Consider the following 21,723-nt stretch of genomic DNA (forward strand, 5'->3'; position numbering starts at 1 on the left):
GGCGGCGCCTCGCGACGTCGAGGCCAAGACGCTATACCATGGAGATCGCGCCGGCGAAGCGGGGATCGATGATGTCGAAATGGGTGCGCGTGTTCGGCGTTGGCGAAAGCGAGCCGAAGGGCGATGAGGAGGCATTGGGCTTGCGCGGCGCACGGCTCGCACGCATGGCGGCCGCGGGCGTGCCGGTTCCGCCGGGTTTCACCCTGTTGCGCCCAGCGCTCGAGGTCCTAAGCGAACCAGCCTCAACGTGGTCGCCACACATTTTGACCGATATCGCAAAAGCTCTTGCCGTTGTGGATGCGCGCATGAAGGCGTTGCGGGGCCAAGACTGGCCAACGCTTTTCTCGGTGCGCGTGGATGGTCCTCGTCGCATTGTTGGCCTCATGCCCAGTGTACTCAATGTTGGCGCCAATGACGCGGTGATGGAAAGGTTCGCCGCTTTGACGGGCGATCGCCGTTTTGCGCTGGATTGCCACCGGCGCTTCATCGCCGCCTACGCGGACGCGGTGCACGAGATTGACCACGACGTGCTTCAGGACATCATTGGCGAACGTAAGGACGCGCGTGATATCACGAGTGATTTTGACCTGGATGCCGACGACTTAGAAGCGATCATATCGGCGTTTCGTGCTCACCTGACCCCGGCGCGGCTTCCCCCCGACGACCTACTTGCGCAACTCAGGTGTCTCGCCGCCACAGTGGCGCGGAGCTGGAACGGTGACCATCCCAAGCTCTACCGCCGTCACAATAATATCGCTGATGCATTCGATATGCGCGTTCAGGTCCAAGCGATGGTGTTTGGAAATCTAGGCGCCACCTCGGGCACGGGCGTTCTGTTTTCGCGGGATCCGCACAACGGTGCGCCGCTCGTCTACGGAGAATTCCTCCCAAACGGACAGGGCGATGACGTGATAAGCGGTATTCGTACGCCCGCTGCGCTGTCGCGCGCAGCGCGTGAGGCGTTGGGGGAGACGGCGCCTTCGTTGGAAGAAATCTCGCCCAAGACATACGAAGAGATCTGCGCCAGCCTGGTGACCCTGGAGTCGCTCTCTCGCGACATGGTCGATGTGGAATTCACGGTGGAGCGCGGAAGGTTGTGGTTTCTCGATGCAGGGCCCGGCAAACGCACCGCCCAGGCCGCCGTCAAAATCGCGCGTGACTTTCACGATGCCGGATTGATTGACGCCCAAATCGTACTCGAGCGCATCGATCCGGACGCCTACCAGACATTGCTCCAAGACTACCTGCTGAATGAAGGTGATTTGAAAGCCCTGGCGCATGGTTTGCCGGGCTCGCGCGGCGTAGCGACAGGAGCGGCGGTGTGGGACGAAAGTGCTGCGCTCGAGTACGCGCGAGACCGCAGGCCCTTCATTTTCATTCGCGATGAGGTCTGTCCCGATGACATTCCACACATGCACGCCTCGGCCGGCATCGTCACATTGCGGGGCGGCATGACCAGTCACGCCGCGGTGGTGGCGCGCGGCATGGGACGTCCCTGTGTCACGGGCGCAGGCGATTTGATCCTTAGGGGCGATGTGTTGCGATCACGTCATGGCGAGATCAAACGGGGAGATACCCTGACAATCGATGGTGATCGGGGACTTGTGTTTGCCGGCAAAGGCGAATTGTCGGGTGCGAGATTTAGCGAGGACGCGCGGTACGTGTTGAGACTCGCCGAAGGGCGCCACGCCATCCGTCTGCATCCGACCCTGCGCGATCTCGAAGGCGCCCGTATTTGCGCCGAGCTGCAGACACCGCGCGCTCTGGTGCGCATCGACGCCACGGCGCTCTTTTTCGCCGATGACAATATCGGCGATGCGCTGGACGTGGTGTGCGCGGAAACACCCATTGAACGTCGGCGCGCCTTCGAGCGGCTTGGCGAGGCGCTGGAGCACTGCATCGTAAGCTTGCTGGGTTTGGGTGGCGCTGCGGAAATCATTCTGTCGATCGATCGGCCAGAACCGACCTGGGAATATTGGCAGGCTCGCGCGAACGCCGCATCCCTAGGCGCGCGCCGGGACCTTCGCGGCATTGACGCGCGCACCATTGAGCGACGTCTTGCGGGGTGCTTTGGGCCGCGCCTCGTGGTGACAAATCCAGAATTTTGCCAGGTGCAGCTGGCGGCGGTCCGACGTGCGATTGAGACCAAGGACGCAAGGGCGAGGCTCGCCGTCTCGGGCGTGATCAGCCCCCTCGATGTCGAAGCGACGCGCAATTGGATCAACACGCCCGGCGCCTCTCCCATCGCCGTTGGCGCGATCGTGGACACACAAGGGGTGCTCTGGTCGCCCCGCACGATGGACGCAGCCGCCGATTTTGTCATTTTGGACATCGACGGACTGCAGGCTTCCATGCTTCCAGGCCCGCGTGAAATCTTGGAAGTCTATGAGGATCTAGGCGGTCTTCCCGTCTCCGATCGGTTTGATCTGGAGACCGCCGGCGCAATGTTACGAGCATGTGCGCCTGGATGGCGTCGTCACGATCGCGCCCTCGGCGTGATCGCCAGCAAGGGCCTTGACGCGGCGGAGTTTGATTTCATCGTCAGCCTGGCGCCCGATGACGTTTTCGTTTCCGCGCAACGTGTGCCTTGGACCGCCATTGTCTTGACGCGTCTGCGCGACGGGCGTCCGGCTTAGCGCATCTTCACCTCGTGCGTGCGTAACGCCGCTGAAGCGCCATCGTGCTGGGTCTTGCGGCTTCTGGCGGTTGGTAGAGTGTGGCGCCGTTCAGATCCCAATAGGGCGTGCCCTTCAGGCTGGCGTCGATGCACACCAGGCGGGAATGGGGATCAATCCGGATCAAGTGAAGATCAAACAAAGTATGGAGATCCGCGCGCAAGAGGAGGCCGTTTTGCACATGATTGGACGCTTGTCCCTGGTAGCCGACAATGTGGGCTGCTTCGAGCACTTGCGTGACGGCGCATCCCGATATCGCGCATTTGCCGTCGTAAGCTTCCATGAGCGCAGCGCGAAACGCAGGCTGACCTAATCGGCGACGCACGGAGGCAAGAATCCGCTCTTGGTCTTCTAAACCCTCGGGGTCGAACTCGCTCATGCCAGTGTGAGAGCGGTCATCGATGCTCGCTGGTCCTTCGATAGTGAAGTAGGGGGCGTTGTAGGCCGTGACATGGCCTAAGCCGATAATCTCATAGAGCGTCCCTGGCTTGCCGCGAACACGACGCAGCACGGCAACTGGAACATGATGCTCTAAGCAGCGCTTGAGCGCGAGATTGCGAGAATGAATTTCCGCGTCGCGGTTCTTGGGCTCCTCGCGATGATAGAGCACACGCCATCGGCCGTCTTCGTCCTGCTCGACATCGCCGTCTGGATAGGGACCGCCCGGGACAATCTTGACGCTGAGTGCGTAGCTAAACTGGCGCGGGACGTGAATTGCCTTGGCCTGCGTCGTCAAAAAGAGATCAGTCCCTTCGAGCACACCGGGCGGCGGCAAGATCGCACCCTGCCGATCGCTAAACCAGGCGAGGCCAGCGCGATGCAGATCGCTCAGTCTTGTGGGCTCGATGATCTCGACGGCAAATCCGTTACGCTCAAGAAGACGCCGCACAGTCGCGTCTCCGCCGCTGAATCCATCCGCCGTCAACGGGCGTTCTTCAGGCAGATAGCCGTGAGCCGCGCCGACAATGGCCTTCGAGTCGTAACGACGGCCATTGTGAACCAAGAAGTAGGAGCGCGCAGGGCCAAATCGATATTTGGCCAAAAATTGCTCGCGACCAAGGTCGTCAAATTCTTTGATCGCGGCCAAAATCGCGGCTGCATTGATGTCGTCGAACGCCATGATTGGAGTGTGCAGCGTTTAGTGTGTGACGACAATCAATGATCACAATTGTCTTCACGCGTGCTTTTGTACTCCACCGGCGTCAATCGGCAGGTCGAAAATACGCGGCGCGATAATGGCCGTCTTCATCGACAAAGATCTGGATGTTATCGCAACCGCCTGCGCGATTGTCGGCGTCGGGGCCGATTTTGTTGGCCTCCCGTCTGCACCGGCTGTCTGTAATATCGGTGCGCCAGACAGCACCGCGCTCTTCCAATTCTTGAATGACGATACCGTCTGGAAGAGTGATCCCAGAATAGCGCTTGGGGCCGGAGGAGACGACAAAAAGGTCAGCGCCCACGGCGTCGAGAAAATCCCTTCTGGACGAGGTGCGGCTGCCATGGTGTCCGACGATCAAAATGTCTGACGCGAGCGCCTCCGGCGACTGAAGCAGGGCCGCTTCCACAGAGCCGGCCTCGGGTGTCTCATCAGGCCAATTGACGCGTGCGCCGGCCTCGGCGTCGCCCATGAACAGAATTCTGGTCGCGTCATCGCCCTCGCCCAAATCGAGACGCATCACCAGGGAATTTTCATTCTCGCTGGGATGATCGGCGCCATCGGCATGGAGGAAGGTCATGGATGCAAAGGCGCCCAGCGGCCATGCCTGGCCGCTGACGACCTGGTCGCCGCGATTGAGGACATAAACGCGTGCGTCTTCGCGGCAGCCCGCAGGGAAGCTCACGCGACGACGCCCAGGCCCGCCGATTGCGTCGTGGTAGACAATGTCGGGCTCAACTTCGATGGCCTCAATGAAGCGGCGATAGCCGCAGATCGCGTTCATGCGCCCTGAATCAAAAACTTCGCCAATCTCATAATGGGCAAAGATGTCGTCCATGAGCTCGACATGGTCGCGATGGGGGTGTGAAAGAATGACCGCGTCAATGCGGGTGAGGTCCGGCAGCACGGCGCGCATATAGGCCCACAACCGATTGCCGGTGACGAGGGCGCCGTCTGGACCTTCTATTTCACCGCGCTGCAGATCGTCATTGCTGCCCCCGTCATAGAGTAGGGTGAAGTCCGGTCCTCGCACGATCACAGCAAGGCCGGTGGCGACATCTACGACATGGATGACAATATCGCCGCGTTGCTCGGTTGGCGCCGATATCGGAGCAATGGGGGGAGTCGAGATGACAACAGCCCAACCCTTACTGACGAAGCCCGTCCGACCATCGGGGAGGCGGACCTGAAACCAGCCTGGTCTCTCGCCCACGAGTTCAACGCGTTCGCCCGGACCGAGTTGGGCAATGATGTCTGCGTCCGCCCCAGGCGCTTCGCGCACGCGCAACACGCTGGCCACGCGCTCCGACGGCGTCACTTCGTCTGCTCCTGCGATGTCGGGTGTGGCGAGACCGACAAAGATGAGCAACAACACGGCAATCAAGCGGCGCATGACTTCACTCTCCGTGGTCGTCAAATGCGTCCGACGCCGCTTCTTGCATGTACGGTTCTGTGAACGCGGCTCCTCCGAATAGAAATTCCACGTGGAATTGCGGATCTAGAGGACCGAACGAAGCGAACAAACCCTCTGGGCGTGAGGATGACGCGGCATATTCCAGAATAGTCCGTGTCGCGGGACTGACGCCCGCTTCAAGGTTGGAGAGACGCTGCACCGCCACGTCCAACACGGATTTGATACGCGGCGGGCCGTAATCTTCGATTTTATTGAAATAATGGAGTGCTTCGGCGCGGCTCGTTTTATCGTCGCTGCGGAAGCGTGTTTCAGCCCAGATTACCGCGCCATCTGGTGAGTTAAACCAATTGGCGAGATTGCGTGGCCAATCGCGCAGACGATCGAATTGGCCGGCGCGCAGAAGTGTTGCCGCCCCAATGGCGGCCGCGGCCGGTGAACGTGATTTTTCAAACAAGGCAAACTCAGATTTGCCGAGCAGATCAATGGTCGAGAGCGCTTTGCCTAAACTCGCAAAGGTCTCGCGTCGCTGCGTCTCCCAAATGCCCGTCCAGATGCGCACCAATTCCTCGTCAGCGCCGTCCAGAAGTGTTGGCGGGCCTACACGCGCGCTCACGGATGTGAGTGCGCCATAGCCATCCTGGCGGGTGAAGGTGAGGGCAAGGCGAATGGGCGTTGGTCCCAGATCGCCAGGGATCAGCACGCCCATGCGAGGACGGTTTGTTTGGCCGTCGCCTAAGCCGATCCAAACCGCCGCATCCGGGCCTCGCTCGGGAATAAGCAGATCAACGATCGAAGACACCACGTGCTCTGCGTCCGTGGTCTGAATGCGCCCGAGCATCGGCGATACGGGGCCCCAATGATGCGGTCCGACAATCGCGAACGATGCGGTCCTAGCCCAGAGGTCGCTGATCCATTCGTGACCGAAGCCTTCGTGCATGCGCGGGCTGTTGAAATCGATGTCCTTTAATTGCCGTCCGATATCGACGGGCGCTGAAAGGTTCTCGCGAAAACGAGTCGCCCGGGCCGCCACTCTTGCCAAATCCGTTACGCTAACGCCGCCCGGCGTGAAGGGCGGCAGATCAAAGGGAGGCGTCGGCGGCAGATTTGGCGGTGGGGGTGGGGGTGGGCCTGCTCCGTGTCCCGGCAATGTCGCCAAGATAGTATCGTCTTCGTGGGGATCGCCGCTTGCTTTGACCGGTTGATCAAGGCCCGGATCGATGTCGCGCACGAGTTCGCGCGTGCGCTCTTTTGCGTAATCTTCAAGCGCTTCGAAGCTCAATTCGAAAGGCGACTTTGCAACATCGTACGGTTTGAGTTCCGGCGGCACGCCGGCCAGCCCTTCCAACAGCGACTGACCAAAATAGGTGGCCGGTGCAGCTGAGGAATTGGGCTGGTAGGCAAAACGCCCAGTGCTCGTCGCTGTCAGCCACATGACCGAGGTCGGCGCAATCGCGTACGTTGTTTGCGGTCTGAGAAATGAGGCGCCAACTGGGTCTTTACCCATCAACCCCGCTGGCACATTCCGACACGCGTCAAGAAAATAGAAGCAATGATTGACGTTGTAGGTCTTCAGCGCATCCCGCATCGGCACAAAGGCGATGGCGTGATGCACCCCAGCTTCACCAATGGGCTCAAGGAAATCCCGGGCCAAGAGGCTGGGCGAGGCCGCATGTTCGAGGCCGTGACCAGAAAAGAAGAAGACGCTGACGTTGCGCTTAGCCTCTGCTGTTGGAGCACGTAGGAATTCCTTGGACCAATTTTCAATCGCCCCGCGCAAGGTCGCAAACTCTGGTCGCGCGTAATTGCGTCCAACCAGGCCATCGACGAAGCTTTGCTCGCCCGGACTGGGCGCCAGCAAAAGCCGGCAGGAGGCTATCTCTTGACCTGCAAACTTTCCCTGGCTGCGCAGCCAGTCGAACACACTGGCTGCCGTCTTCGCGGAGACGAAGAGCTGGCCCATGCCGTAAGCTTCGGGCGTCTCGTTGTGCCGGGCGCCGCCAATAAGATGCGGATAATCACTGACGCCTATGATAATCGCGTGCACGCCTGGCGTCGCAATCGGCGCTGCGCGCCAGAGACCAAGCTCGCTTGGATCCTCAACCAGCTTCGTCATGGCGCTGAGATGGCTTTGGCCATTTCCCTGTAGAAGCTCGGCCGCTCCAGAAAGCCTGTGTGTGCAAACACAAAGCCGTAGCCGGTGTCATATTTCGCATCGCGCACATCATTGAACACGGGCTTCATGATGAAGCCCACGAAATCATTCTCGTCGTAAAAATTGGTCCATTTGCGCACCCGCTTGGGTTTGTCGAGTTTGGCAGGGCCGCTAATCGTGCGATCCTGCGTCAAGAATTGCGTGAGTTCAGCGAAGAAGGAGACTTGTGATCCGCACGTGATCCAATGATCGATGACGAGGTCCTTTAGCTCAGCATCGTGATCGGAAAAATGAGTGATCGCGTCGTAAAAGACTTGCCCACCCATCGAATGCGTCACGACAATGATGGGCTTGCCGTTGGCTTGGCGTTTGGCCCTTCGCAGCGCCTCAAGCGCACGGAGCGGTATGGGGCCAGGATTTGCGCCCGAGCCTCGCTCATTGATGTACACCAACACGTCGCCGATGAAATTGGCGACAAACTCATGCGCCGCAGGACGGAGTTCGGCCAACGCGGTCGACAAAAGATCGCCTGGCGTGCTGGCTGCGCGCGCGGCGATCTCGCCAATGCGCGAAAACCAAGTGGAGGCGCCGGCGGTTGCGACGCCGCCGATGCGCAGATCAAGCGCTTGGAGGAGGTGCGACAGACGTTGCTTGTCGTTGGCTGGTGCGCTGTCCCATTCGTTGTCTGCGATCTCGGCCGCCAAGAAGGGAAGTTGCGCCAATTGCTCAGGTGGAATCTCTTGGATGGCGCCGGATGATGCACTGATCTCCGCCTGGCGTGCTGCAAGATAGAGGTCGGCTAAAAGATCTGCGCGGTCTTCTGGCTTTATGCCCGCGAGCGCGATGCTGGGAGATGGGCCCCCACCGCCGCCGCCGATGACGGGGCCGCCGCTGGCCGCAGGCGCTTGGGCCGTGATGTATTTGTCGAGAGCGAAAGGCGCGGTGCGTGTCCGCCCGCTCTGTGAGGCCGCCGCACCGCCTTGTTGGGCGATCTGCGTCCGCGGTCGCGACGCCAACTCCCAACGAAACCGAGATGCAAGATCGCCCCAAAATACAGGAAGATAGGTGAGTGCGTCTGGGTCGCCGGCGATTGCGTTGCCCATCCAGCGTTTAAAGGAAGGCTCAAGTCCAAGCCCATGTTTCGGGGATCGGACTTTGACGCCGTGAATGTAGATGAGCGGCATTTTCCACTCTCCCTGCCCAAGCTCCGAATAGAATAACGAGCGAGGCACGGGTGCAACTGGTAATTGTCACGACACTTCGTGCAATTGTTTTACGGGTGCAGACAGTCTGGGCGTTGGACCTAACGTGCTGGCATGATTTGGGACGGTGACGCCATTGGTCGTCACCATCGCCGGCTCCGCTGTGCCTATGCGACAGCGGCGATTGCGGGTTCTGGCGCGTTGGGGGACCCATGGGGAAACGACACACTTACGATGGTGCCGCGCCCGATTTCGCTTTGAATCGCGAGCTTGCCGCCGTGCATCTCCGTCAGTGACTTGGCGAGCGCAAGCCCCAAGCCGATGCCTGCGCCTCGCGCTGGGCGCGCGGACGGGCCCGCGACCGTCTCGAACGGACGCGCCAGCTTCGGCAAATCCTCAGCAGCGATGCCGCAGCCGGTGTCGACAACGCGGATCACAAGATGTGTCGGCGTGGCGCGCGCGTGCACCATGATCGCGCCCGTGTCGGTGAATTTCACCGCGTTTGAAAGAAGGTTCAGCAGAATTTGTTTGATGGCGCGATGGTCCGCCTCGATCTGGGGCAAGGCCTCAGCGTCGATGAGCACCGAAAGTCCTTTTTCTTCAGCGCGCCGCCGCATCATCCGCACGACCTGCTCGATCACCTCCATTGGATCGAGCGGCTTGAAGGAGAGATTGAGCTTCCCGGCTTCAATCTTCGAGAGATCTAGAATGTCATTGATGAGCACCATTAGATGGTTGCCGGAATCGAAGATGTCTTGGCTGTATTGTTTGTATTGTTCATTGCCTAAGGGGCCGAACAATTCCTTGGCCATAATTTCTGAAAAGCCGATAATGGCGTTGAGCGGGCTGCGGAGTTCGCTGCTCATATTGGCGAGAAACGTTGTTTTGGCGCGACTGGCGTCTTCGGCGCGTTGACGTTCTTCGTGCGATTCACGCGCGAGCGCCTTGATCCTGTATTCCTGCGATTCAGCTCGTGTGAGCGCATCGCTTAAGCGACGCTCATTGCGCGCAAGTTCTTCTTCATTGCGTTTCAAGGCGGTGATGTCGACGCCAATGGAGATAACGCCGCCGTCCGGCGCGCGGCGTTCAATCAACTGCACCCACTGACCCGTGTTAAGCTCGATGACCCGCACGTCGGGGTGAGCGGGGTCGAGCCGCTCTTGGCGAATGTTTGCCAGGGCCGCCGCCCTTTGGATGGTATCGTAATTTGCCCCAGTTTGTAGGACCGTCCCATCAAGTTTGAAGAGGTCAGCATAGGCTGCGTTCCACATCACAAGCCGGCTTGCCTTATCCCAGAGCGCAAAGGGACCCGAGAAGACATCCATCGCGGCGCGCACGCGTAGATCGGCGGTCAATGCGGCGGCGCCTTCCGTTGTGCCCGTCGCTGGTTCGGCGCTCGCAATTCGCACGTCATGCACCGCTCCCTCATCGACATCGGAGGCGGATGCAGGTGTTTGGTCATGCGAACTGCTTTGCAACGGCGCCCGGTCGCGCAATCGCTCATAGGCCTCCAGCACGGCCTCGATCTCACCAATCTTGGCCTGCGCTTCGTCGGCGCGCTCGCTTGTGGGATATTTGCGGATAAAGTCGGCCAGCGCTCGCGGGGTTGGGCTTTCACCGAGGCTCACCCAGGCATTTTCAGCATCGAGTTTCTCGGTTTGCACGCGGCTTCGCGTCTCGATGGCGCTCTTGAGCGCGTCCACCAACATGCTCACGTCTTTATGAAAGTCCGGGTCGCGTCGCACTCTGGCCGCGTTAAGCGCCGGCAAGCCCGCGAGCACCCCGGGCAATTCAGCCTGCTTAGGCATTGGCGTTGCGTTAATCAGCACCGGAATGACCTGCAAACCGAGGCTCAATGCAATCTCGATTTCCAGTCTCACCCAATCGTTTTCATCGTCGAGACAACGCGCACCCGCTTTGTTGCGGAAATCGATCCATTGAGGTCCGATCAACGCAAGGAAGATCTGGCACTGCTGCAAAACGGTGCGGATGTGCTCGCCAAAATCCTGACCGACAGGAATGTCATCGACATCCTTGAAGACAGCTGCCTCGCCAAAGGCAGAACTCAGACGATCATGGATGCGACCGGCCATGTCGCCGCTATCGTCGCGACGATAGCCAATGAAGATGGTGTGGGTCACGGCGGACACCAAATTATTTCGGTCGCGAATGCCAGAGCGGACGACTGCCGTGGCAAGTGCTGGGATGGTACTGAGTACGGCGATGAAGCGGCGAGGGCGATTTCTGCTGACGTGAACGCCGCCGGACGACGTTGAACAGGATCTATGGTGCTACCTCCCCAAAAGGAGAGAAGCGAGAGAACGGTGGTCACATCTGCATTGTGGACGCACGTTGCGCATGCGCTGAGATCGCCTTGGGAAGGAATGACGTCGAAGCGCATCATTCGGTCGTTGGATTGGCTTCGGTTGATGAGGGCGTCTGCGCCTCGCATGCGCTTCGAGAGCGCAACGGGCCTGGATAGGGGAATTGATAGCCAATCGACACGCTGAAGGGTCGTTCAGCGCCGAAGATCCTCGAGGCCAGTTCGTAGCTGTTGTTATTCGCCGGATCGCAAACGAATTGTCCATCGAGATAAGCCTCTCCCTTCTCGGAAGCTATCTCGCCAAGCCACGCGCTGGTGTCGCTTGGGTAAAAAGCGATCTCAACGGACAGATATTGCCATGCGTGCGGCGCGGAGCCGATGAAGTACGTCGATGGATCGAACGCGTTTCCGCATCCCGTTAGATGCGGACAATCGGTTGTGAAGTAGGCGTCAAGAGGCAATGCGGCCTCGATCTCCGCGATTGTTGATGTTGCTGGCAATGGATGATCCAATCGGAAGAAGCGACCGAGGTCGAAATCGCAGTCTGGCCCTTGGTAGGCGCCGTCAACGAGGCTGGGAATGCGCGCGCCAATCGAGACCACCGATGTGGCCGAAGTTCCTTGAAAGTCGCTGCTTGCTCCCGCAACCACTGCTGTCACCTCGCAAGCACCGACCATGTACGCGTAGGTCGTGGTCCCAGAGGGATCTTCATACGAATGAGACGGCGGCCCCGTGAGGCTCTCTAGGTACCTAATGTCGCCGCCGAGAACGGCGCTTCCATTCGTAGGATTTGGATCGAAGATCCTTGCGAAAACTTCTTGGGCGTTAGGGGCGCTGGGGGCATCGATCGTCGGCGCACGCGTCCCGCCAAAGGCGACAAATCCGGCGATCACAAGCGCGGCCGTCACGCCGGCAACTGCAAAGAGCGGCCCCAGGGCCGACCGCCTTGGAATGTACCCCACTTCGGCGCTTGGCTTCTTGCCGGATATCACGTCCCGCAAGCCTTCGACTAACGTCGTATAATCGCGGTCGCGCGCGCCGTCCCAATTCCTAAGATTCACACCTTGTCGTTCGCCGAAGAAGAGGGGCGGCTCGCAATCATCTAAGAACGCTTGCAGAAGCCGTCCCTGTTGGCGCGCCCTGCGGGCTTCGGCCTTGACGTTTTCACTCGCCACGGATGCGCGCGACCAGCACACAACGACTGCTTTGGCATTTTCAAGCGCACGCTCAATGCTGGTTTCCCAAGTGGCGTTGGCAGGGATGTGTTGATCCCACCAAACACGCAATCCATCGGCCTCGAGCGCTGAAACCAATTTGTCGACCGCCGCCCGATCTTCGCTCTTGTACGAAATGAAGACGTCCGTCATTGCCCAATCCCCGTAGGGCGAGCGTAATGGGACATTGGGAACGATGGCAAGCGCGGCTGTCGTGGTTGGGCGCACGCGCGATCTATTTTGGGTATTTCGCTGGAAGTCGGTAATTGAAGAAACTTGGTCCCATCTTGCACCCGCGGCGCAAGGCGTCGGCGCTTTGTACGAAGTGTTCAAGATCGGCCATCGTGTAGCGTACGTCCTTGCCGGTTGGCTTCTGATAGCCGCCTTCAAGGCACTTTATGTAACCGGGCCCTCCATCCTCGGGCTGCGCGTTGCCCAACGCGAGTCCATGCACAATAATGTTGCGGACGTTGCGCAGGCGCCTGGCGTCATCGCGCATGGCGCGCACAATTGGGTCGAGGGTTGCTGCGTCGGGCAAGCGTCGCACCAATTTCAGCCAAAGATCGAGCCGGGTGTTAAGCCCATCGGGCATCTTGCGGCGATGATCGCCGAGCTGCTCACGCGCTGCGGTAATCGCTGTACACAACTCGATCTCAAACAAGCTCCAATAGGAGAGAAAAAATCCCGTCTTGGCCATGAGGTCGGAGAGGGCGAGTGGCGGCGCGTTCGACATCTTTCCAAGCTTTGTGTGATCGCGTTTCAGACAAATGTGTTGGCCGCTCAAAATATGAAATCACAAATAGGCTTCAGGGTCCTTGAGCGGCGGCATCCCAAACAACAGACGAAAGCTCTTGAGTACGGGCGCTAGATCTTTGGGGCTGGGCGTGTGGTCTTGAGCAAGTACGACTTCCTGAAGTACGGCGCGGTCACGCCAAGCTGGTTGCGAATAATGATCGTTGTCGACCACCAGCGTGTGGTGGCGAATGCCCAATACACTTGTCAGCACCACCCACGGTCCCTCAATGCCGTTCTGGCGTAGCCGCCCAATCGAAGAGAGCGCCGCATCCATGAGCCCATCCTTGAAGCGCTGGTAGGGAATAAAACGCTGCTCGTCGCGGCGGCCTTCATTGCGGACAAGGCCCATCGACCAGGCGACATCGATACGCCCCCGGAAGTGCGTCAGCGCGTAGGACCCCCAATTGCTTATCGATCCACCCAACGAGCTGAGCAGCACTCCCTCCATCATGTAGGTGAAGTCCACTCGGCCTTCCGGCGTCACGGGCATCAGTGCATTTTCACGGGTGAAGTCGAGATCGCGATGAACGCGGAAAAATTGCATCGGAATGACGGACACCAACGCTTTGGGATCCTCCACGAGCCCACGAGGAATGAGTTCGCGCCGCTCGGCCTCTACGGCCTCTTCATGAAGCGTACGCAGGCGTGCGGGCAGCGCGTCTGAGGCGCTAAACGCATCTCGAAGTTCTTGGGTGTCCATTTCGTATTTGCCGTTCGATTTGCGGCTCCAGAATTTGGCGCCGCCAGCCACGATGACGCGATGGGGCGCAATCACGCTTGCAGGGATTCGCGCATGGAGCAGATACTTCCCGTCGGCCAGAGCAATCCACTTGAGCCTGACACCCGGGATGCGCGGCTCGACGCCGTCCCTGATGCGGTCGTCGAGCGCCCGCAATTGTTTCTCTGGCTCTGCCACGTCGATGCCAAGGAGTGCGCCGGCGATCCCGTCGTCGTTTGCCTCGGCAATGCCATAGATGAGATCGCCGCCTTGGGCATTTGCAAACGACGTGACGTCAGCGAGGAATTCCTTCCTGCCTTTGTCGTTTTCGCCCGGCAGCTCACGCTTAAATTCGAGATCGCGCCCCTCGGCGACGCGGTTGAAAACCAGCTGCTCGATGTCGGTGAGTTGGACGTCTTCGAATGGTTTTGCGAGCATGGGACCTTAACGTGCAAGAAGAGATGAGTGGCAATGCAAGCCGCGCAAGCCCGCCAAAGGTAGGTGCGCGTCGCGCGTTGACGGCGGGGAATCAAACGATATCAAGCGTGCATGCCCGCCAAGCCAATCGCAGGCTCAAAAGCGGTCACCGCGCGCGGCCGCTTCCATGACCGATACGCTGTTGGCGGCGCTAGCGAGGGCGTTCTCGCGCAGCACGGTGTCGTCGGCGAATTGGACATAAGCATCGCGGATGACGAAGGCCTGGCCGCGTATGTCAGCGTTCGGGCTCGCGGCAATGGCGTCCGCCTGGACGCGCGCGCTTTCGTCATACATGCGCGCAATGGCTTGGTCGATGGATTGGAGTTGACCGACGCGCAGCGTGCTGTCGCGTCGATAGATGATGGCGCCATCGCTGATGATGCGTGTCTGCATCACGTCAGCTTCCGAAAGTGCCGCGCCTTCAGGCAAGGATTGCGCTGCCGCGAAGCGTGCTTGGGCCATACGGAGAAAGCCCGACATATAATTGAAGTCGAGTTCGGCATAACGCTCGGCTGGCAACACACCTGCTGCGCGTTCTTCAGCGATGGCCTCACCAAATACGCGCCATTGCTGGGTTTCTTCCAATGTGACGTTGGCGTCCTGGAACATTCTGTCTTGAGTGTGCTGCGCCGCCGCCTGATAGAGTTCGATGCGGGTTTCGGCCGCCAATTGGCCGAGTGAGCGTTCTCGGATGCCGTCGGGACGACAATTGTCTCCGTGTGCGGACGAGAGCGAAACCGCAAGGTCCGGGGGACATACCTCAAGCCCGTTGCTGCGGATGCTGGCCGCCACGGTCGCCTTGGTGATCGGATTGCGCATGAGATAGCGGCAACTCAGATAGAGAATGCGCGCCAGATCGTCGTGATGGCGGTTAGGCACAACGCCGGTGGCGTTTTCGTAGAGCGTGTAGGACCAGATCGCCCTTTCCCAGAGCCGCTCGGTCGATAATTGTCGCGTACACAATTCACGCAGTCGCTCGCGACGGAGTTCGGTCAGATTGTCGATCTCGATCTGTTGAGGAAGGTCGATGTCGAACGAGCTGAATTGATCGGGCGAGAAATGGGCGCGTCGAATGAGCAGGCCCAATGTAGGATCGGCAGCGCCCAGATCCGGATAGCGAAGTTGAAGTCCAAAGCTCAGTTGGAAATTGTCGGCGGGCATGTGCGGGCTGAAGATGTCGACGTCGCAGGTCTCCAACGCTTGGCTCGTGCGCGTGGCGCCGCTGCTCACCTGGGCGCTACAATTGGTCGTCACCCCGTCGCCATCGGCGCCTGCTGCCTCCGCGATAGGCTGCGGCGTCACGCGGATCCGCGTCTCGGCCGTTGCGACCGAGGAGAGAACGAGCACCGAAGCGAAGGCGCATAGGGCGAGCCGGACACGCATGTCAGTTTTCCTCAGGTTGAGGCGGCCTCGCGCCGGCGGGTGGAGGTACGCCAAAGAGCGCGGCAAAGGCCGTGAGAGAAGCGCCGACGGCCCATGAGGCATAGGCCTTGATCTGCGCGCCGCCGCCGGGCGCTGGCATTTCACCGGCGAGTGTTCGATAGGCCTCGTCGCTCGCGACAAGGAGGAGGAAGAGCATGCCCGCGCCAGCGACCAGCCCTGTATACACCAGCACCGCGATGCCTGCGGGGAGGATGCGAACGTGGTTGGATTCCTCGACCTTGAGCGAGGGGAGTAGCACAGATCCCCATAGCGCTGACACTGTTGTTGCGATGTAAGCGCCGTAAAGCGTGGGCGCCTGCGGCTCAGCGAGTGCGCGCAGAGCGGCGCGTAGAGGGCCTTCGTCGGGAAGACCCAGAAACGCGTAGATGAGCAAGGCGAAAACGGGCGCGGTGCAGATCACGAAAAGCCCGACAGCGCCGTAGCGCTGGATTGTGATGAGATCGACCCCTTTGGCGTTCGCACTAGGCGGCATGACGCACCCCGCAGCGGATCAATTCTCTATATCAACCAAGCGTTGAGTTCCAGAAATATTTCCCGACCGCCTACTGGTCGCTCAATGAAGCCTGCGAGCATTGGGCGCGACGCTTCCCCATCCAGCGCGTGGTCAATGAGGCGTGCGCGGACTGGCGCCTATGGGAGCCTCATCGCTCCGAGGTCCCCACAGCGTAGCGCTTCGCCGCAGCATCGGCGTTGCAAGCGTGGGCCTACGCAAACAGGGAGCGTTCAATGTCGACGCAAAAAATGCCTCATCGCTTGGGCTCACCGAAATCCGACGAAAGGTCCGAACTCGATCACGACATCACGGATCTTTGCGCCGCAGCACGCTCCGGAATGGCCTTAGCGCGGGCGACACGCGCTTGGACCGAGCCGTGCGTTCAAGCACACTTGGGTGAAGCAGGTATTGTGCGTCCGACATCTGCGGCGGCGTAGGCTCGCTCCAGATCATGCGCGGACGCAGGCTCCATTGCTCGGGCGCCAACATGGCGGGAAGAGAGCGGCGCGTTATGGGGCCGTGAACGCCCTGTCGTCCCGCTTGGTCCAAGACTTCTAGCAGAGGCGAGCGTTCTTCGCTTGAACGATCAAATTGCAAGCCGGCTTCAGTGGCGCCGTCGGCGATCCAAGCCAAAGCCATACTCGAGAGGGGAGAACCTACCCCGCCCGCGACATCCTCATGCGCGCCCACGAACCATCTCTGCTGCAGCGGCGCGCGCCCATCCTTGGCTTTTGCACCCCGCGCTTCGTTCGCGCGCTCCAAGTCTGACCAAAGCGCTGGGGGATAGATCACACGCGTCTCGTCGATCGCCACCGCGTGCCGAGCGGCCAAAACATTGTCTGGGAGGACGAAGCCCCGGCGACGCGCGGTGAATGAGTTCGGCAATGTTGCATCGAACAGACCCAAATATTGAATCTTTGGAATGGCGGAGCTGGAGCGCCTGGTGCCATCGGCGTTGCGCGGCGTCTTGCCGTAGAGCAAGCGAAACTGCGCCAAGGTGCGTGTCATGTCCTCAGATTGCGCCTTGGCCGCGGCTTGGTAGAGCGCATAGGCGTCGCTCAGTTTTGAAAGATGCCGTCGACTAAGGATGCCGCACGCATTGATCATCCGGGCGAGTTCGTTGGCGCAATAGGCGCCTCGGCCTGCGCCAAAGATAAAGATTTCGTCGCCAACATCATACTGAAACGCCAAGTCCGCATACGCATTGCAAATGGCGCCGCGCACAGTCGATCGAGCTTGCGATGATTGGTAGGCGCAGAATTGCTCAATACTCGCAGTGTCGCTCGACGCGGTGGACGCCACGCTGTGGGCGAGGATCGCGATGTTCGACATAGAAGAGGAATTGAGTTCGCTCTCTTGATCAAAATAGATGACGTGCCGGCGATGCGAGGCGCCCGAAGAGCGTTCGTATGGCTCAACGGCCTGGCGGTTTGGGCGGCGAGACGGCGTCGAGAAGGCAGTCTCGCTCGGCGCTTGGTCAACGATCGCGTCAGCAAGGTCGTCGCTGATCGCAAAATCATTGCGCTGCTTGGGATGGTCGCGAAGCAGCACCGCGACGATCTGATCGATCCGGCCCCCGCCGTCCGATGGCACGGCCACGCGGGTGGTTTGGAGGGCGTCGTCACGCCCAGCGCCCGTGAGCGCTGCGCGGAGCTGGCGCGCGCGCATAGCCTTTTCATCTGGGGGTAGGAGGGCAACCAGATTGGATCGCAGCCATTCCGGCATGTAGCCGTGGCGCAGCCATGGCAGTTCGCTGAGGCGCGCGAAATCACGCTCGAAGGCGCGCCGGTCCCCTTGGTGAATATGACGACCAAGTCGTCGCGTGAGCGCAGGGTCGGTCACTGGGTAAATGGCGATCGCGCAAAGCCAGCGAAATCCGCTATATTGGAGGTGACGCACCAATGCGCCATAAAGGCTTGTCCAGTCCTTGGCGCTCGGCGGCTGGGCCGACATCCAACGTTCGTCGTGTAGAAATCTATCAGACCGTGATCCGCTGAGATCGCCGCTCCGCCAATAACGGGCAAGACCTTGCGGAGTAGCGGGTGCGCTCTCGGCATGTAGAGCCTGGCGCAGGACCTGCCTACGTCTTGGCGGCGGCGCTGGGTTGGCCAAGAAGATCGCTTGTGGTCGCGCTGCAGCGATCATGGCGCCAAAGTGCGTGAGCGCCCGCGATGCTGGATGGATGAACGCCTCCTCGCTGCCCGCGATCAAGAGACGTGTTGAATCTTGTGCGAGCCGCGTGATGTCACGGGCGATGCGTTGCACGGATGTGGCGTTGCTCGGATCTCCCTCCAAGAAATCAACACTGACGCCCCGTTGCCGCAACGCGTCAAACCAACGCCGGATCCGTTCTGGAAAATGATCGGTGGAACTCAATCTCTCAGCCACGACCAAATAAGCTGGCGCATGTCGCTTGGTCTGGTAGCGCGGCGTGAAATGGCCGCCCGATTGAGCCGTACGCAGGGCTGTGGCGACAGCGTCCAATCTCGGTGTAATTTCAGAAGACCACGCCGACCAAGCATTGAGGTCGGCCTGATCGATTAATCCCGTCGGCGCGGGCTCTGCACGCGCCACCCCGACATCAAAGGGCTTAGCGCGCATCGGCTGCGCGAGTTGTCGTAACATGGCGAGCGCGCGCGTGAACAATGAACGCACTTGAGGAAGGGCGGCAAGAGCGAGCCCGAGCGAGATCGCGGCTATAGGGGTGAGTGTCCAGTTGCTGAGAGCCAGCAAGCGCCGGAGTGTTTGGTAATTGTCGAGCGTGGCGAAGAGCCCTGCGGCCGCAACCAACGACACCAGGATAAGGGGCGTGACACGTTGAAACCGGGAGCGCCACTTCTCAAACCAAGAAACCTCATCCACATAGTCGGCCCAGTCTTGAGACATCTGCATGGCTGTCGCCGCGACGTCGGGTGCTGATGTGGCCTTGGCGGCGGCGCTCGCCCACCAAGTCCTGACACATTGCTCCGCGATCGAATGACTTCGCTCGTCCTTGCCAATGAGCGGCGTCAATAAATGGACTGCCTCATCGATCGTGAGCACGTGCTCGGAGAGCGCGTGGCTCGACCACACCGTCATGATCCGAACACGCGTCGCGATCGACGCCTCCATGCCGTTCTGGCGAAGCAGAATGAAAAGGTGCTCGATCTGCGAAGCGGAGGGCACTTACGCCCCCGCGCGATCAAAAAGCCACTCAATCTCAGCGAGTTCGGCAGGGGTCTTGCCCAGCAGCGACAGACCCTCACGCGCGCCCCGCGCCGTCCAGAAGGGCTGATCGAGCGCTGCGCCATTTGCGCGAAGATATTGCGCATAATCTAGGAGTTCAGCGGTGGAGGGTTTTCTCTCCAACCGCACGTGTTCGCGCGTCGTTTCAATGAACTTGACGAGCGTCTCCAATAATTTGCTGGTGGTGCGGACACCGGCCTCGAAGCGCGATTGAAGAATGCGCTGCAGCGCCGCGCCGTCGGGTACAGGCATGTGGAGATAGGCGCAGCGACGAAGAAACGCGTTGGGCAATTGGCGTTCCGAATTGGTGGTGAGAAAGACGATGGGCTTTAGTGTCTCGTCCTCGATTGGCGGGGTGATGCGCCCATTCAAGGGCGCCACGCGGAAGCGAAGATTGGCCAATTCATCCAGCAGATCGTTAGGGAAATCGCGCGGCGCCTTGTCGATCTCGTCAATGATGACCACCGATTGGCGTCTCTCCGGGCGCCAGAGCATAGACAACAAGGGATCGTCGCTGGCGACCGAGGGCAGAAACGGCGCGCGCGCCTCAAGCGGCAATGCCAGCAAGATGGCAAGCCCCAAGCCATGATAGGTGATGAACGGCAATGGATCGGAGGCGCCGGTCTGGCTTGCGTGAAAGTGCTGGATGGCGTCGTAATTGTAAAAGAGATCGCTCGATTGGCTGGTGGATTTGACGATATATTTGATGGGGCCGACTTTGCCCATTTCGTGCGCGACTGCCGCGCCCAATTCGGTCTTGCCCGTGCCAGGCTCCCCGCCGATCAAGAGTGGCAGGCGCGTCGAAAGTGCAACGTTGACCGCAGCGATGGCGCGTTCGGAGGGAACGTAAGAGCGCGGACTCTGAAACGCCTCCTGCATCTCAGGCGTGATCAGCGTGTTTTCGATGCGAACATCCTCGCGCCGTTCGCCATCACCGATATAGAATCGAAAATTCATACGGCGTCCTCCACGTATTGCAGCGCGCGTAGCATGCGCGTGGCCTCGTGCGACCATTGCCGCATCGCCACCGATTTGCGGGCCGCAAACAATTGGCTAATGCGCTCCCGACAGAGCACGCCATTGTGTTCGGAAAGCCCGGCCAAGACTGCGCCGTCCAACGCCCATTGGCGCGCGTCTTCAACATCGATGTCGGCGAAGGGCGGCAGCACGAGAATACGCGCCCCCGCCGAAGGCGTGCGTCTGCGGCGGCGCAACGTCTCCACGAGCGCCAGCGCGCGTCGTTCGGCTGGACCCCATTGGCTACGATCATCAGGCAGGTTGAGCTCAATCGCCATGATGATCGGTTGAGCGAACACGCCGTGATAGGTCGAGTAGTAACGTTGCGTGAATGCGACGCCGTCGCGCTCAGCGAAGTCTAGGAATTGCCGCGCAGACAATGCGGCGCGCACAATGAGCGGGGGGCCGCGAACTGCCAAGCGCTCGGGCCATGTGGCGCCTTCGCCCGGTATAGCGCGCAGCATTTGATCATCGAGGCGTTGAGAGAAGGCAGTGAAGCGGTGCTCGCTCTCGCCCGCGTCGGGCAGCCAGGTCACGCGCTTAGCGGGCGTCGGCAGCGTGATCCATTTGCTCTGCGAGGCAAGCGCGCCCGCATAGATCGCAGGGGCTAATTCAGCGCGTACAACATGGGAAAGAAAGCCCGTATGGTCGCTGTCAGCGCCCGAGACCATGAGTATCGGCGTCTCATCCGCGCGCATGCCATTGGTGCAAATTTCGCGCTGTTCGTGCCGATCGACGCGATAGGTGATGGCGAGCGGCTCGTCGACGCTATCATCGATTGCGTCGCGCTTATGGGGACGCTGAAGATCCGTGAGCAGCGTCTCAAACCGAGCATTCATCGGTTGGTTGGCGTCGAAATCGCTGAGATTTATGCTGTGGCCCTCCCACAGCCATTGTGGCCCTTCGCTCTCGGGCGTGGCGTCGATGCGAATAACGAAAAGGCCCGCGCCGAGGACCCCATGCATGGCCTCCCAAGGCACTGAGCATTCCTTGGGTAGAGACGAGGAGCCTTTCGCGCGCGCCGCACGGATGGAGTCCATGGTCCAAAGCGAAGCGTCGAGCTGTGACTTAAATCGACGCGCGACCTGGGCGCTCCAAAACAGAATGACGGCGGTCTCCGCGATCGCCTCCCTCACTTGGCGGCGCCACGCTTGTGCGAAGTTCAACCGCTTATGACTCTCTCGAAGGCGCGAGGAGATTTCGTAGCCACGGTCCACCCATATTCCAATTGGCGGATCGTGCGCAGCCAGATGAAGCTCAAGGCAATGGACGATGCTGTGGAAGAGCCGCACCCGCTCGGCGTCGTCGGGCTCCTTGGATCGCAGATCGTCGGAGGCGTGGCTTATGAAATAAGCGGGCGCCCAGGATCCGTGGCTGTTCGACTTGCCGCCCATTGTCCCTCCGCCCTGGGAGAATATG

The 21,723-nt window shown here is 60.2% G+C and carries 14 protein-coding genes; 1 reads left to right on the top strand and 13 read right to left on the bottom strand.

Features of this window, described 5'->3' with window-relative positions:
* The first annotated feature begins 38 nt into the window (after nucleotides 1–38).
* On the top strand, nucleotides 39–2,636 hold the full coding sequence (locus EPJ54_RS18055) for a PEP-utilizing enzyme (RefSeq protein WP_135213172.1): 2,598 nt from the start codon (nucleotides 39–41) through the stop codon (nucleotides 2,634–2,636).
* Between the two features lie 7 nt (nucleotides 2,637–2,643).
* On the opposite strand, the gene EPJ54_RS20165 is transcribed toward EPJ54_RS18055, so the two are convergent.
* The 13 genes from EPJ54_RS20165 to EPJ54_RS18130 form a co-directional block, all read right to left on the bottom strand.
* The gene (locus tag EPJ54_RS20165; RefSeq protein ID WP_239591021.1) at nucleotides 2,644–3,795 is read right to left on the bottom strand and encodes an HNH endonuclease; all 1,152 of its coding nucleotides are present in this window, start codon (nucleotides 3,793–3,795) and stop codon (nucleotides 2,644–2,646) included.
* Nucleotides 3,796–3,877: 82 nt separating this feature from the next.
* Nucleotides 3,878–5,224, bottom strand: a complete 1,347-nt coding sequence (locus EPJ54_RS18065) for an SH3 domain-containing protein (protein ID WP_135213173.1) — start codon at nucleotides 5,222–5,224, stop codon at nucleotides 3,878–3,880.
* Between the two features lie 4 nt (nucleotides 5,225–5,228).
* Nucleotides 5,229–7,358, bottom strand: coding sequence for a caspase family protein (locus tag EPJ54_RS19960; RefSeq protein WP_167755825.1), 2,130 nt, complete (start codon nucleotides 7,356–7,358; stop codon nucleotides 5,229–5,231).
* Nucleotides 7,355–8,581, bottom strand: a complete 1,227-nt coding sequence (locus EPJ54_RS18085; RefSeq protein ID WP_135213177.1) for a lipase family protein — start codon at nucleotides 8,579–8,581, stop codon at nucleotides 7,355–7,357. The genes EPJ54_RS19960 and EPJ54_RS18085 overlap by 4 nt, the downstream gene beginning before the upstream one ends.
* A 185-nt stretch (nucleotides 8,582–8,766) precedes the next feature.
* Nucleotides 8,767–10,740 carry an ATP-binding protein gene (locus EPJ54_RS18090; protein WP_135213178.1) on the bottom strand — a complete coding sequence of 658 codons (1,974 nt, stop codon included), beginning with the start codon at nucleotides 10,738–10,740 and terminating at the stop codon, nucleotides 8,767–8,769.
* 259 nt (nucleotides 10,741–10,999) lie between these two features.
* Complete coding sequence (locus EPJ54_RS18095; protein ID WP_167755826.1) at nucleotides 11,000–12,469, bottom strand: toll/interleukin-1 receptor domain-containing protein; 1,470 nt, start codon at nucleotides 12,467–12,469, stop codon at nucleotides 11,000–11,002.
* Nucleotides 12,372–12,869: a hypothetical protein gene (locus EPJ54_RS18100; RefSeq protein WP_135213180.1), complete on the bottom strand. Its 498-nt coding sequence runs from the start codon at nucleotides 12,867–12,869 to the stop codon at nucleotides 12,372–12,374. The genes EPJ54_RS18095 and EPJ54_RS18100 overlap by 98 nt, the downstream gene beginning before the upstream one ends.
* A gap of 60 nt (nucleotides 12,870–12,929) precedes the next feature.
* Complete coding sequence (locus EPJ54_RS18105) at nucleotides 12,930–14,087, bottom strand: AlbA family DNA-binding domain-containing protein (RefSeq protein WP_135213181.1); 1,158 nt, start codon at nucleotides 14,085–14,087, stop codon at nucleotides 12,930–12,932.
* Nucleotides 14,088–14,222: 135 nt separating this feature from the next.
* Entirely contained in the window at nucleotides 14,223–15,509 is a 1,287-nt protein-coding gene (locus tag EPJ54_RS18110; RefSeq protein ID WP_135213182.1) for a hypothetical protein, read from the bottom strand.
* Between the two features lies 1 nt (nucleotide 15,510).
* Nucleotides 15,511–16,041 (bottom strand): hypothetical protein, encoded by a 531-nt coding sequence (locus EPJ54_RS18115; protein WP_135213183.1) that lies wholly within the window; start codon nucleotides 16,039–16,041, stop codon nucleotides 15,511–15,513.
* A gap of 327 nt (nucleotides 16,042–16,368) precedes the next feature.
* Entirely contained in the window at nucleotides 16,369–19,227 is a 2,859-nt protein-coding gene (locus EPJ54_RS18120) for a phospholipase effector Tle1 domain-containing protein (RefSeq protein ID WP_135213184.1), read from the bottom strand.
* Entirely contained in the window at nucleotides 19,228–20,244 is a 1,017-nt protein-coding gene (locus EPJ54_RS18125) for an AAA family ATPase (protein WP_167755827.1), read from the bottom strand.
* Nucleotides 20,241–21,269: a hypothetical protein gene (locus tag EPJ54_RS18130; protein ID WP_135213186.1), complete on the bottom strand. Its 1,029-nt coding sequence runs from the start codon at nucleotides 21,267–21,269 to the stop codon at nucleotides 20,241–20,243. Before EPJ54_RS18130 ends, EPJ54_RS18125 begins: the two co-directional genes overlap by 4 nt.
* Nucleotides 21,270–21,723: the final 454 nt, after the last annotated feature.

The sequence above is a fragment of the Vitreimonas flagellata genome (genome assembly GCF_004634425.1).
Lineage (GTDB): Bacteria > Pseudomonadota > Alphaproteobacteria > Caulobacterales > Aquidulcibacteraceae > Vitreimonas > Vitreimonas flagellata.

Coding starts and splice junctions, on each gene's coding strand:
- EPJ54_RS18055 (WP_135213172.1), top strand. CDS start 39: ATGGAGATCGCGCCGGCGAAGCGGGGATCGATGATGTCGAAATGGGTG.
- EPJ54_RS20165 (WP_239591021.1), bottom strand. CDS start 3,795: ATGGCGTTCGACGACATCAATGCAGCCGCGATTTTGGCCGCGATCAAA.
- EPJ54_RS18065 (WP_135213173.1), bottom strand. CDS start 5,224: ATGCGCCGCTTGATTGCCGTGTTGTTGCTCATCTTTGTCGGTCTCGCC.
- EPJ54_RS19960 (WP_167755825.1), bottom strand. CDS start 7,358: ATGACGAAGCTGGTTGAGGATCCAAGCGAGCTTGGTCTCTGGCGCGCA.
- EPJ54_RS18085 (WP_135213177.1), bottom strand. CDS start 8,581: ATGCCGCTCATCTACATTCACGGCGTCAAAGTCCGATCCCCGAAACAT.
- EPJ54_RS18100 (WP_135213180.1), bottom strand. CDS start 12,869: ATGTCGAACGCGCCGCCACTCGCCCTCTCCGACCTCATGGCCAAGACG.
- EPJ54_RS18105 (WP_135213181.1), bottom strand. CDS start 14,087: ATGCTCGCAAAACCATTCGAAGACGTCCAACTCACCGACATCGAGCAG.
- EPJ54_RS18110 (WP_135213182.1), bottom strand. CDS start 15,509: ATGCGTGTCCGGCTCGCCCTATGCGCCTTCGCTTCGGTGCTCGTTCTC.
- EPJ54_RS18115 (WP_135213183.1), bottom strand. CDS start 16,041: ATGCCGCCTAGTGCGAACGCCAAAGGGGTCGATCTCATCACAATCCAG.
- EPJ54_RS18125 (WP_167755827.1), bottom strand. CDS start 20,244: ATGAATTTTCGATTCTATATCGGTGATGGCGAACGGCGCGAGGATGTT.
- EPJ54_RS18130 (WP_135213186.1), bottom strand. CDS start 21,269: ATGCATGGGGTCCTCGGCGCGGGCCTTTTCGTTATTCGCATCGACGCC.